General features: G+C 58.0%; 10 protein-coding genes. 1 reads left to right on the forward strand and 9 read right to left on the reverse strand.

The genetic code is table 11. The annotated features are described in order from the left end of the window. The first annotated feature begins 208 nt into the window (after positions 1–208). The gene (locus NTX71_03315) at positions 209–496 is read left to right on the forward strand and encodes a GIY-YIG nuclease family protein (protein ID MCX6338933.1); all 288 of its coding nucleotides are present in this window, start codon (positions 209–211) and stop codon (positions 494–496) included. Positions 497–595: 99 nt separating this feature from the next. Here NTX71_03315 and NTX71_03320 read toward each other — a convergent pair whose 3' ends face one another. The 9 genes from NTX71_03320 to NTX71_03360 all read right to left on the reverse strand — a co-directional run bounded on the left by NTX71_03320 (position 596) and on the right by NTX71_03360 (position 11,868). Next, positions 596–1,129: a cysteine hydrolase gene (locus NTX71_03320; protein MCX6338934.1), complete on the reverse strand. Its 534-nt coding sequence runs from the start codon at positions 1,127–1,129 to the stop codon at positions 596–598. 151 nt (positions 1,130–1,280) lie between these two features. After that, the gene (locus NTX71_03325; protein ID MCX6338935.1) at positions 1,281–2,459 is read right to left on the reverse strand and encodes a nicotinate phosphoribosyltransferase; all 1,179 of its coding nucleotides are present in this window, start codon (positions 2,457–2,459) and stop codon (positions 1,281–1,283) included. A 45-nt stretch (positions 2,460–2,504) separates the two neighbouring features. Further along, positions 2,505–4,334 (reverse strand): PQQ-binding-like beta-propeller repeat protein, encoded by a 1,830-nt coding sequence (locus NTX71_03330; GenBank protein ID MCX6338936.1) that lies wholly within the window; start codon positions 4,332–4,334, stop codon positions 2,505–2,507. Between the two features lie 86 nt (positions 4,335–4,420). Beyond that, positions 4,421–5,326: a diadenylate cyclase gene (locus tag NTX71_03335; protein MCX6338937.1), complete on the reverse strand. Its 906-nt coding sequence runs from the start codon at positions 5,324–5,326 to the stop codon at positions 4,421–4,423. A 128-nt stretch (positions 5,327–5,454) separates the two neighbouring features. Next, the gene (gene dnaJ / locus NTX71_03340) at positions 5,455–6,555 is read right to left on the reverse strand and encodes a molecular chaperone DnaJ (GenBank protein ID MCX6338938.1); all 1,101 of its coding nucleotides are present in this window, start codon (positions 6,553–6,555) and stop codon (positions 5,455–5,457) included. Positions 6,556–6,558: 3 nt separating this feature from the next. Next, on the reverse strand, positions 6,559–7,596 hold the full coding sequence (locus NTX71_03345) for a radical SAM protein (GenBank protein ID MCX6338939.1): 1,038 nt from the start codon (positions 7,594–7,596) through the stop codon (positions 6,559–6,561). Next, entirely contained in the window at positions 7,593–8,675 is a 1,083-nt protein-coding gene (locus tag NTX71_03350) for a DUF1464 family protein (GenBank protein ID MCX6338940.1), read from the reverse strand. Before NTX71_03350 ends, NTX71_03345 begins: the two co-directional genes overlap by 4 nt. Positions 8,676–8,706: 31 nt before the next feature. Next, positions 8,707–10,389: an electron transfer flavoprotein-ubiquinone oxidoreductase gene (locus NTX71_03355; protein ID MCX6338941.1), complete on the reverse strand. Its 1,683-nt coding sequence runs from the start codon at positions 10,387–10,389 to the stop codon at positions 8,707–8,709. Positions 10,390–10,776: 387 nt separating this feature from the next. Beyond that, complete coding sequence (locus NTX71_03360) at positions 10,777–11,868, reverse strand: hypothetical protein (protein ID MCX6338942.1); 1,092 nt, start codon at positions 11,866–11,868, stop codon at positions 10,777–10,779. Positions 11,869–12,129 lie beyond the last annotated feature (261 nt).

Consider the following 12,129-nt stretch of genomic DNA (forward strand, 5'->3'; position numbering starts at 1 on the left):
CTCGATCTTTGGGACTGATTTCTTGGACAGCATTTTCTGAGACCTCAAAATGAACCAGGCGCAAAATCGTCCAAAACGCCGTTTTAGCCCTTATATTTGAGGGGGGTCCACCGAAAAGTCATTTATCTTGGACAGCAGTGAGACACATACTTCATTTTTGTCATTGCGAGGAGGCACCGCTTAGCGGGGCCGACGTGGCAATCTCATCATGAACAAGCTCTACTTTATTTATATAATGACGATTCAGAACAATACTGTGCTCTATACGGGAGTTACAAGTGACCTGAAGAAGAGAGTGTATGAGCATAGGAATAAATTAGTGGACGGTTTCACAAAAAAATATAATGTCGTTAAACTAGTGCATTATGAGATGTTCGACGATACCAGGGATGCCATCGGAAGAGAAAAGCAAATCAAGGCTGGCTCAAGGCAGAAGAAAATTCAACTCATTGAGCATATGAATCCTGAGTGGATGGATTTATATAGTGGATTGTGATAGGAACACCGAGAAGTTCAATGGGAGATTGCTTCGTCCCACACCGCGGGACTCGCAATGACAATTTGGCAAAAGATGTTTTGGGGTTTGGGATTTGCCCTACCCCTGGTAAGGTTTGAGGTACTTTTCGATCTGCCTCAGGGCGAAGCGATGGTCGGCGTCGGTCATGCCCGCAACGCAGTCCCCGGGCACTTCCACATGAAAACCGCGCATGCAGGCTTCCATGGCGGTGTAGAGGACGCAGATCTCGGTCACCAGTCCCGTGATGACGACCTTTCGCGTCCCGAGCTTCCTGAGGAGTTTCTCCATCTTCGTGCGATAGAACGCCGAGTACGTGGTCTTATCTATGATATAGTCGCGGCTGCGCGGGTTGAGCTCGGCAATGATCTCGCACCCCGAAGAACCATTGACCGCGTGCTTCGGCCACACCTTGAACTCCGGATCCTCTTTCCGATGCCGGTCGCAGACGTAGATCACCGGCACGTGCTCCCGGGCCGCCCGGGCGAGTCTTTTCTTAATATGCGAAATGATCTGCCGCGCCCGAGGAACCTCCAAGGGCGCCCCCTTGAGGACGAAGTCATTGAGCATGTCAATGACGAGTATCGCCGTGGTGCTCTTGATCCTTTTAGGCATCTCCTCCAACCCTTTCTACATCCATTGTGATAGCAAGAAACCAGACCCCACGCAATGAAAATTAGACACAAATAATGGTTTGAACTGTTTGAACCGCGAAACGTTTAACGGTTCAAACGGCTCATACTGCTCAGACAATTCAAACCCAGTCCTATAGCTCCACGCGGCGGAGCTCGGTCAACGTCCGCGCGCGTATCTGGTGAACCGTGGGGAGCTTGACCGCGATGCGCCCGCCGGTCATAAATCTCCGGTGGATGTTCTGCATCGTCCCTCCGCATGCGCAGCGGGACCGCGCGGCGCGGAGTGGCACGTTGCGGCGGCTGAAGCAGCGCGCGCAGCGCATGAGCTTCTTGGCGCCCGCTTCCTTGCCGCGCTTCGCCATCGGTCTGCCGTCAATCTCGACAATGTCGAAGGCGAAATCCACCACCGGCGCACTCGCGATCCTCGTCCCCACGCCGTAGCCGTCCGCCCATGGATTCAGCGCAAGTATCTTCTCCTCATCGAGGCCGCCGCTCACGTAGAGCCTCACGCGGCGGAACCCGTTGAGATCGAGCTCCCACCTCACCTCCCGGAGTATCGCCGGCATGTCGCCCCGTCGCGAGCGCGGCGTGTCCAGCCTGACGGCGTAGAGGTCCTTGCCGAGGGCGCGTGCGACATTGAGCGCTTCAAACTTCTCGTCGCCGAGGGTATCGATGAGCGACACGCACTTCACCTTTCGGTCGATGACCTCGCGGAATGCCCTGCTCGCCTCAACCGTATCGCCGACGCAGAGAATGAGCGCGTGCGGCATCGTGCCGGTGGGCTCGAGGCCGAGCAGCTCGGCTGAGGCGACCACCGACACGCCGTCCGCGCCGCCGGCCACTGCATTCCGGTCGATCATCGGCGCGAGGCACGGATGCATCCGCCGCGCTCCGAAGCTCAGGATCGTCCGGTCGCCCGCCGCTTTCCTGCAGCGCGCGGCTGCCGTCGCGATCCCCGAAGACTGGCAGAGGAATCCCAGGATCGGCGTCTCGTAGACACCGAAATCGTTGTAGCGCCCGGCAATGGAAAACACCACATCCCCCGCCCCGAAGACTGTTCCCTCGTCGAGGCCTCGTACCTCGATCTCCACACCGAGAGGATCGAGCATGCGCAGCACGTATTCGAGGCCGGCGAACACCGCCCATGGATGTCCCGAGGGGAGTTCTTTTGCCCTGACCTCCGCGACCACGCGCCTGTTGATTTGCCGCGCCTTGAGGATCTCAAGCGTGCGCTTGAAATAGACGTCTGTGGTCCTGCCTGCGATGACATCATCGGCGAAGGCGATATGGAAGAGGTTCTCGTTTTTCATCCTGTCCCTCCATTCATCTTGTCCGGCGTGGCGCCGCTGTTATCCTCAGTGTATTGTGAACTGATTGGACACCACCACGGGGGGCGAGGCTGCGTACTGCCCATTGTGTGAGAAGGCCGTGGCAAAAACCCAATCCCCCGCTGTCCCTCGCGGCATCGTGAAGACAATCGTCCCCGTTCCTGGGATCCTGGTATTTTCCCACGTGTGAGCCGGCGCTTTGGGCGGGACAACGCGCGATGGCTTGAGCCGGGAGTCAAAGATATAGATCGTTCCCGAGGATGCGATCTGCTCCATAGTGACGACGGTGTTTTTGTACGACGAATCAAGGACAGCGCCGAGATATACGTTCATTCGCGTGTTTTCTAATCCGTAGAGATCAAGGTGGGATTCCCATGAGAGCACAACCTTGTCACCTTTTCCAAAATCGTAGTTCCCGTGAATATTCGGCAGCACGGTGATCGCGACGTACGGGTATGATATGGGAGTGGGAGTGGTGGTAGGTGTTGCTGTTGGTGTAGGCGTCGGGGCGGAAACAACACAGTAGACATTACGGTCATAAGAACCTACATACACTTTGCCGTCTGAACCGATCGCGGGAGAGGACTCGACCTTGCCTCCGGTCACGAAACTCCAGAACAGCGATCCGTCGGAATTGAGGATATAGAAGCAATTATCATCAGACCCGAAATAAATCCTTTCCCCTGCGTCTATCGCGACAGAAGAAAAGATCTTATCGCCAGTTGCATACGTCCATGCGAGGGTCCTATTGGAATTAATGGCATATACTATCCCGTCGAGGGCGGTTCCATACACCATCCCTCCGGCACTTCTCGCGGCGCAAGAATAGATAGGGCCTGCCTGGAAGGTCCAACGCAACGTGCCTTTAGAGTTGATAGCATAGAAATTATAATCATCAGAACCAACATAGATACTCCGTGTCGTATTATCGACACTGGGAGAAGATCGTAGCCCACTATACCCTATCGCATAACTCCAGGAGGAGGAGCAATTCGCATTCACCGCATAAAGATTTAAATCATTCGAGCAGAAATAGATCACCCCAGCACTGTCTATGGCAGGAGAAGAATAAATCCTATCTGCCGTCGTCCAACTCCACCGGAGCGAGCCGGTGGAACTCATGGCGTACAAGTTCTTGTCGAGGGAGCCCGCATATATACCCCCGCCAGATCCGGGGGCAGCAGAAGAGTTAATCGCACCGCCCGTTGCGTAGCTCCAGCAAAATGTATAGCTCCAGGGAAATGAATCGTTCAATGTAATCGCGTATATTCTATTATCCTGCGAGCCCGTGTATATCGTTGCACTGCCACTCGCATTGTTTAGAATCAGAGGCGAAGCCTGGATAGCACCTCCTGTTTTATAGCTCCATAGGAGTGAGCCGGTCGAATTGATCAAATACACATTGCTATCTTCTCCCCCGATACAGATATACCCACTGCCGCCTACTGCCGCAGATGAACCAACAGCAGATCCCGTCGCATATGACCAGTCGAGCATGGGAATTAATGGACCGGGACTAGCGCTCTGGCCACTGTGGGCTGCATCGTGTTGAAACATCGGCCACGGCAGGGGGGTGGGAGTCGGCGTCACCGTCGGCGTACTCGTCGGCGTACTCGTCGGCGTACTGGTTGGCGTACTGGTTGGAGTTGGCGTAATTGTCGGGGTCTCCGTTGGCGTGGGCGTAATCGTGGATGTCTCTGTGGGAGTCGGCGTGATTGTGGGAGTCAGCGTATCAGTTGGTGTAGGTGTTTCTGTTGGAGTTTCAGTGGGGGTGGGTGTTTCGGTATCGCAAAAGGCGGCACCGTAGATAAAAAGCACACTTGCGATAATGCATAAAGTGAGACAGAATTGTTTCACTATTTATCCTCCTTGCGAGACAGTGGCCCCCTCCCCTTGATCCCCCCCCTACTCGTGGGAGGGGAAAGGTGGCTGAGAGGACGAGCTCACCCTGGGTTTTTCTCAATACACGTGACGATCTGCCCCTCTCTGAAGATATACACGTCGCCGGTTGACTGTGATATAGTGATTGCGATCGCGTGCGTGGCGGCGGTGATCGCGGCGGCGCTGTAGTGGCGGGCCCCCAATCCCTGGGGGAGCGCCGCGGGAACCATCTGCGCCGATATGTAGGCCCCGGCAGTCTCCACGACGCCGTTCGATTTGATGATGAACGCGCCGTCGAGCTGGGCCAGCTCCTTGATGGTCTCCTGCACTCCCGGATTGAGGATCTGCCTGTCCTCCTCCGCATGCCCCTTGAACGGGTTGATAATCATCTGCTCCACATGCTTGAGCACCTCCTTGGTGTCCCCGAGCACGAATATCGTGCCCACCGAATGCCCCTCGCGCCCCTCGTTGGCAATACCGATGGCAAGGCGCACGAGCTGATCGAAGACCATGTGATCAATGTCGTCCGTGAACTTGAGGGCCTCGGGGGAGGCGAGCGAGAACTCCTGCCCCACGTTTATGACCACCACGGCGTCAAGGGCTTCCCTTCCAGGACCGCCCGCGAGGAACACGATCCTGTCCTTGGGGCTGATGATCTTGCCAGAGAGCGCCATGATGATGCTGACCTTGACCTGCCCGATGCGGGACAGCGGAATATCGGGGAGCTGGAGCGCATGCGCGAAGAGTTCGGCGCCGCGCGCGACGATCTCCGGCTTGGACGAGACCAGCACCACCTTCAATCTGGGTTGTTTGTGGGAGAGCATTTCAAGATTGATGGGCACATCGCCGTACACGAAGAGCGCCCTGGCGGATATCTTGCGGGCGATGCTGAGCGCCGATTTTATGAGCTCCGCGGTGACCGTTGCCGGTTTGATCCTCTTTGCTTCCTTCTTTGGATGCTTTGTCATGGTTGTGTTCCTCCGTGAACGCTTGTTCTATCCGTTTGAACCGTGTGAACCGTTCGAACAATCTGAATCGTTTGAAGCGTTAAGCGGCTCAAACAGTTCACACAGCTCACACGGCTCAAACTTTTTTCTCAGTGTTTGAGTCCCGCCTCGCGGGCGAACTCTTCCAATGCCTCCCGCTGACGCGGGGTGAGGTTGCGGGGCGTCGCCACCTTGAGCTTGACAAACATGTCCCCCCGCTGGCCCCCCGCCCCCTCGACGCCGCGGCCCTTGAGCCGGAGCGAGGTCCCCGTCTGCACACCGGGCGGGATCTTGACCACCGCGGCGCCCTTCATGGTGCGGACGCGCATCGCGGAGCCGAGTACGGCCTGGGCGAAATTGATCGGGATCTCGCAGTAAATGTTCTGCCCCTTCCTCTCAAAAAAGTGATGGCTCCCGAGACGGACAATCAAAATCAGGTCTCCCGGCGGCCCCCCGCTCACCCCGGGCTCCCCCTGCCCCGCGATTCTTATCTTCGAGCCGTTATCCACACCTGGGGGAATCCTCACGGAGATTCTTTTCTGATGCGTCACTGTCCCATTCCCGTCACAGGCCGGGCAGGGCTGCTGGATAATGTGCCCCCTGCCGTAACAGCGCGGGCAGGGCCTGCTCACCGCGAATCCTCCCTTGGCAATGGAGACGGTGCCCGTGCCGCGGCACTCGGGGCATTCCTGAACGCGCGATCCGGCCTTCGCCCCCGTCCCGCCGCACGAGGGACAACTCTCCTCCCGGGGAATGGTAACTGTCTTCTTCCCCCCCTTGATCGCCTCCTCGAACGGAATCTCAATCTCGCAGGTCAGATCCTCACCGCGGCGCGGCCCGTAGCGCTCCCGACGAGAATGGCTCCCCTTGTCGAAAAAGGAGCCGAAGATGTCTCCAATGTCCCCGAAGCCACCGTAGTCTCCGAATTCGAACCCCTTACCCCCCGCCTTCTGGAAACCATCAAAGCCGCCCGGACCGAAGTTAAATGAGTACGCAGCATCCTTCATCTGGTCATACTGTTTTCGCTTCGGAGGATCAGAGAGCACATCATGCGCCTGGGAGATCTCCTTGAATTTCTCCTCGGCAACCTTGTTGCCCGGGTTGGTGTCGGGATGGTATTTCTTCGCGAGCGCGCGGTAGGCGCGCTTGATCTCCTCCGCGCCCGCGCCCTTCTTCACGCCCAGTATGTCGTACAGGTCCTTCTTGGCCATGGGTCACACCGTTTTCGCCGCCCCCTGCCCGAGGGGGCAGGCGGGATCGCTGAAAAAGAAATCCCCGCTGTACGCGAATATCCGGGAGGCGCACCCGCGGCATTCCTCAAAATAGCCGCACGCCGCGCACGGCCCCTCCCTCAGCGCCGCGCTCCGGATCTTCTTCAGCAGGGGGCTCTCCCGCATGACACGCCATATCTCCTGGAGCGGCTTCACGCGCACGTTGCCGAAAGTCAGCGACGCGGGCGCGAACATGCAGGGGCGCACATCCCCGTTTGTTTGTATATAGATGTAGTCTCCAAAGATGCATCCCTGCTTTTCCGCGACGACGATGCCGCTCCGGCCGGCGGGCCATCCGCTGCCCCACGCGCGCTCCCTGACCACCGCGCCAAAGAACGGCTCATCGAAGAATATCTGCACCGGACTCGTCCGCATGAGCCCGGCGACCTGTTCGATCGCCGCGCGATACTCTTCCGCCGTGGGCGCGATCGCGCTGAAATCCTTCCAGGGAGAGAACGGCTCAATGCCGATAATGACGAGCGCCTTCGCCCCCAGCGATTCGGCGAGACGAACCAGGTCCCCGATCTGATCCTTGTTGGCGCGGGAAAAAACGGTGGTTACCCCATGGAGAATACCGGCGCGTCCCGCCAGGCGCGCGTTCCGCAGCATCGTCTCCCAGCATGCCCCCGTCTTGATCCGCTCATAGGTGCGCTTGTCGGCGCCGTCGATGCTGAAGAGCACCTTCACCTTGAGCCGGGCGAGCTTTTCGATCATCCCTTCATCGAGCACGAGGCCATTGGTGATGGCATGAACGTCCAGCCCCCGCTCTTTCATGAGCCCGATCAATTCAAAAATATCATCCCTTAAAAAAGTCTCTCCCCCTTCCAGGATGACCCAGCCGGGCACGAGCGCGGAGATCGCATCGATGAGCGTCCTCGCCTCGCCCGTGGAGAGGTCGTCCCCCATCATCCCCGGGCAGTGGACGCAGTTCAGATTGCACTTGCTGGTGATGGCCCAGTCAATAAAATAAGGCGCCTTCACAGGCGTGACCTCAGGTGAGGAATATAGATCTGGTCGAACAGGCTGCCGCTCGCGTTACGGATCTCGAGATGCTCCACGAGCTTCTCGTACCTGCCCCCGGCAAGGCCGTCGGCAATGATGGCGGTCCCCTGTGCCGCTTCTTTGGCGGACATGGCGAACCCCTCGAGGGAGCGAACCTCCACATCACACTTCTTTTGAATCACCCGCGTCAACCTCTCATGCAGCGTCCGGATGCGGCTCAACCGTCCGGAGAGGTAGACTCGAGACGTATCGGCGAACAGCATCTCCATGGCCACCGCCCTCAGGATTCCCTCGGCATACGCGTCGAAGGCAAACTGCGCGGCTTCGTCTCCGCGTTCAAGCGCGGCGGCGAATTCCTCCGGATCAATAATATGGTCGCCCAGGATATGACGCACACCCCCGCTGAACAGGACAGTCTTGCTGAATTCTCCCATGAGATACGCGACCTCGCCGTCAAGGGCGCCCATGTTCAGGAAGGCCGGTCCCGGGAAATTCGTCCCGCCGATCCCATCGACGATTTTCCCACCTTTTACAGCGACGGACGCATTATAACCGAAACCGATTTCGATGAGCACCAGATTTACGCCGTCGTAGCCCGAGAGGTTCTCCCTCTCCGCGTCCACACTCACGCTGAGTGCAGCGATCGCCATCTTATCAGCGGTGCCCATGTCTATCTTGTTCACCTTGCGGAAGGCGGGAACCGTGGGCAGGTGGATGATTCCGGGGATGAGGCGGACGTCCATTCCGCTCCTCCCCAACATGCCCACCATCTTCCTCAATCCCGCAAGCACTCCTATCTCGTGAGTGTCACCAGCCCTCTCGATAGAAAGCTCAAACCGGTCGGCGGCGGTCATCTCGCTCACCCGCTTTGTCGGGATGCCCATCCCCGAGGGCCCCACCACGAGATCGGGCCTGAACTTCTCGATCTCGCTCACAATCTCTTCGGGGCGGACGGCGACCGTCTCCGCCGGATAGCTCAAGTCGAGACCCACCCGACCGTCGTCCAGCCCGCACACGTCAAAGCTCTTCGTCCCCGGATCGACCCCGATGACTCTCACCTTTTTTATACTCCGCCCAATCCTCACCCGACTACATATTTTTATATTTAGGGCCGCCGCCCGCCTCGGGGCAGTGCCAGACGATATTGCCGTAGGGGTCCTTGACATCGCACGTCTTGCAGTGGAGGCAGTTCGCGAAATTTATCTGGAGCTTCCGCTCCTTCCCCTCCCCCACGAACTCATACACCTTCGCCGGGCAGAAGTACTGGCAGGGGTTGCCGAACTCATCGGCGCACCGCCCGTAGCAGAGCGCGGTATCGGGCACCTCGAGGTGGCATGGCTGATCCTCCTCGTGTTCCGTGCCTGAAAAGAAGACATTGTCTTCGCGGCTGAAGGCGAGCTTCCCATCATACTTCATCTGCTCTTTCGCCCGGGCCCCGCCGTGGTATGCCTCAAGCGACCGCATTGACTTTGCGTCCTCATCCACCCGCATCGGGTCAACCAGGCCCCGGCCGCGGGTCACGTACTGAAGCGTCACCTTGACCATTCCCGAGATGAGGCCCTTGTGGAACGCCTGATGGAAGTTGCGGACCCTCCTCATCTCCTTCCCGGCCCACGACTCCGCCATCCTCTTCTCGTAGCGCGAGAGAAACTCGCCGGAAATATTTTTCTCCTCGATCGCGTCCCAGATCACCTCGGCGGCGGTCATGCCCGATTTCATCGCGAGGTGAATCCCCTTGATGCGCTGGGCATTCACGAACCCCGCGGCGTCCCCTATGACGAGGCAGCCATCGGTCGCGAGGGCGGGCAGCGCGTAGTACCCACTCTCAGGGATTGTCTTCGCGCCGTACGCGACGCGCTCGCCCCCCTCCAGGAGGCGCCTCAGGTACGGGTGGCACTTGAACCGCTGCATTACTTCGTACGGATCGAGGAGCGGGTCGCGGTAGTCGAGGGAGATCACAAGGCCGAGCGCGACATGGTTGTCCCTCATGTGGTAGATGAAGCCGCCGCCGAATGTTTTCAAGTCCAGCGGGAAACCCATGGTGTGGCTCACATGGCCCGGGCGAGCATTCTCCGGCGTCACCCGCCACACCTCCTTGATCCCCAGGGCGTAACCCTGCGGATTCCTCCCCTCGAGGAGATTCTTTTTCCTGACAAGCTCTTTGGTGAGCGAGCCGCGCGTCCCCTCCGCCAGCACGGTCACCCGCGCCCTGATCTCCGCGCCCGGCTCGTAGTTCTCCTTCTGCCTGCCCGATTTATCCACGCCCCTGTCCTGGCAGCGCACGCCGGCGACCTTTTCTCCCTCCCAGAGAAACTCTTTCGCCGGGAAATGATCGAACATGTTCGCCCCGAGCGACTCCGCCTTCTTTCCCATCCATTCGGTGAATCGGGAGAGTGAAATAATTGAATAGCCCTTGTTGGCGAGTGGGGGCGGGGTGATCGGGGCTTTGAGACTCCACCTTTTGAAAAAGTAGCGCACTTCGTGCGAGCTGACCGTTCCCTCGATCGGCGGCCCCTGCTCCCTCCAATCAGGCATGAGCTCGTCCAGCGCGCGGGGATCAAGGATCGCCCCGGAGAGATTGTGCCGCCCGAGCCCTGACGATTTCTCAATCACGGCGACGAGCAGCTCTCGTTTCTCTCCCCTTCCCATCTCGGCGACATTCCTGTTGTGCGCCTCCTGGAGCTGCATCAGCCTTACGGCGCCCGCCAGCGACGCGGGACCCGCGCCGACAAAAAGGACGTCAACTTCCAGAACTTCTCTCTCCTTAAGCATTGCTCCTCCTCATTGATTGCAAAGCGGAATTCGCGAAAGATTTAAGAGAAATGCTTTACGTGATAGAATTCATGCTATCTGTTCCCGTTTCCCGCCTCTATTTTATTACAGGCGCTGTGAAAACACAAGCTATGAGGGGAATTACGCATTACACCTTCAATATTTTTTGAAATTGTCATTGCGGGGAGGGCCCGCTCAGCGGGGCCGACGTGGCAATCTCACATTGAACTGGGATTGCTTCCCCCGCCAAGGCGGGGTCGCAATGACGCGGGGGGTTAGTCGGCTACGGGGGGGCGCATTGTCTGGATCATTGCGAGTGGGAATATATAGAGTAAAAATCAGGGGGGCCGTAAGGCCCCCCTGATTTAATTTGAAAACCGATCCCGCTCAGTTGACTACCGCCGCACCCTTATCCATCAGGATTACATACTGGGTGGTCGACGTGAGATCGGACAGCTTCTTCACCGGCGGCTTCTTGCCTGCCTGGACTATCACGGTATAGAAGGTGATCGTCTTCCCCTTCATGGATGCGGGGATTTTGACCGCAGGGCGCACCGTCGTGATGAAATCCTTGGTAAAGCTCTGCACATTCTTGTAGAGCGGCGTGATCCCCTTCTTGATCTTGCCGTTCAGGTAGAGCGTGTAGGGCCCTGCCGGGGTGTCGGCGAGGATATAGAAGTCGAACGGCTGGGTGATATCCTGAGTCAGTGCCAGGTACACCGAGAAGTTCTGGCCGACTGTCAATGTGCTCGGAAGAAGGACCAGCGGTGCCGGGACCATCAGCTCAAAGGCGAAGTTGTGCTTGTCCGGGGCAAATGGGTTCGTCCAGGTCAACCCCGCATCGTAGGAAACCAGCCCCGTGCCCAGGAAATCCCCAAGCGGCGTGTTCAGCCATTCCCAGTTCATAAAGGGTATCGGCACTTGCTCCTGCGGGTTCGAGGCGAACTTCGCCTGGATCGAGAGCCAGTAGATCGAATCCTTCTCCTGCGTCCAGGGCATCAGCAGCGTGGCCTCGTAGCTAAAGATGTGGATATGGGAGTCAAGGGATGCGGAATACACCGTCTGGACAAAGGTCTGGTTACAGTCGGCGATGGGGATCTCTACCTCCTTGATCAGGGCTCCCGGTATGGTATTCGCGGGATCCGTGGCGTCGTTCGCGTACTGCCTCAGGATGAAAGAGGTCGGCAGAAAGGTAGGAGGATCCACAGTACCGCTAGTAGTATCAAGATACCGGTGATAATCGCCCCACCACCTAACGTGCGTGATCGGGGTTCCGTCCGTGCACTTCCAGTCATCGGCGGACCGATCGTCCTGGACTCCAGGAGACGGTACCGTCACTGGACACGTTTCTGAGATTTGTCCCACGGGGTTCGTTGTGTCTACCGGCTGAGACCACTTGACTATCGGTGCAGCCGACCACGCCGGCAGGCACAATGCAACGACGGCCACTAACGCGGCGTAAAAAGCTAAACTTTTCATTGTTTTCTCCTTTCGTATGCAACCATCTCTATATCAACCGCGCACGCGGATAAATTGGACAAACAAACTTGGTTAAGACTAGCAGAAATTTACCGGGAACGCAAGCAAAATCGAACCACAGTGGTAAGGGGTCACCCATCAAAGGCGCGGAGTCAATAGACATGATCTGGTCCCTCCCTCGCGCATGCGCGGGTTCAACTGCTTGCTCCGTTCACGCCAGCACTCGTGACTTGCCTGCTGCTCCATCCCGAGCCCGTTTCC

This window comes from Candidatus Auribacterota bacterium, from assembly GCA_026392035.1.
Classification (GTDB): domain Bacteria; phylum Auribacterota; class Tritonobacteria; order UBA1439; family UBA1439; genus JAPLCX01.

Bases quoted from the DNA above. Each gene is read 5' to 3' on its own strand.
- NTX71_03315 (MCX6338933.1), top strand. From the start codon at position 209: ATGAACAAGCTCTACTTTATTTATATAATGACGATTCAGAACAATACT.
- NTX71_03320 (MCX6338934.1), bottom strand. From the start codon at position 1,129: ATGCCTAAAAGGATCAAGAGCACCACGGCGATACTCGTCATTGACATG.
- NTX71_03325 (MCX6338935.1), bottom strand. From the start codon at position 2,459: ATGAAAAACGAGAACCTCTTCCATATCGCCTTCGCCGATGATGTCATC.
- NTX71_03335 (MCX6338937.1), bottom strand. From the start codon at position 5,326: ATGACAAAGCATCCAAAGAAGGAAGCAAAGAGGATCAAACCGGCAACG.
- dnaJ (MCX6338938.1), bottom strand. From the start codon at position 6,555: ATGGCCAAGAAGGACCTGTACGACATACTGGGCGTGAAGAAGGGCGCG.
- NTX71_03355 (MCX6338941.1), bottom strand. From the start codon at position 10,389: ATGCTTAAGGAGAGAGAAGTTCTGGAAGTTGACGTCCTTTTTGTCGGC.
- NTX71_03360 (MCX6338942.1), bottom strand. From the start codon at position 11,868: ATGAAAAGTTTAGCTTTTTACGCCGCGTTAGTGGCCGTCGTTGCATTG.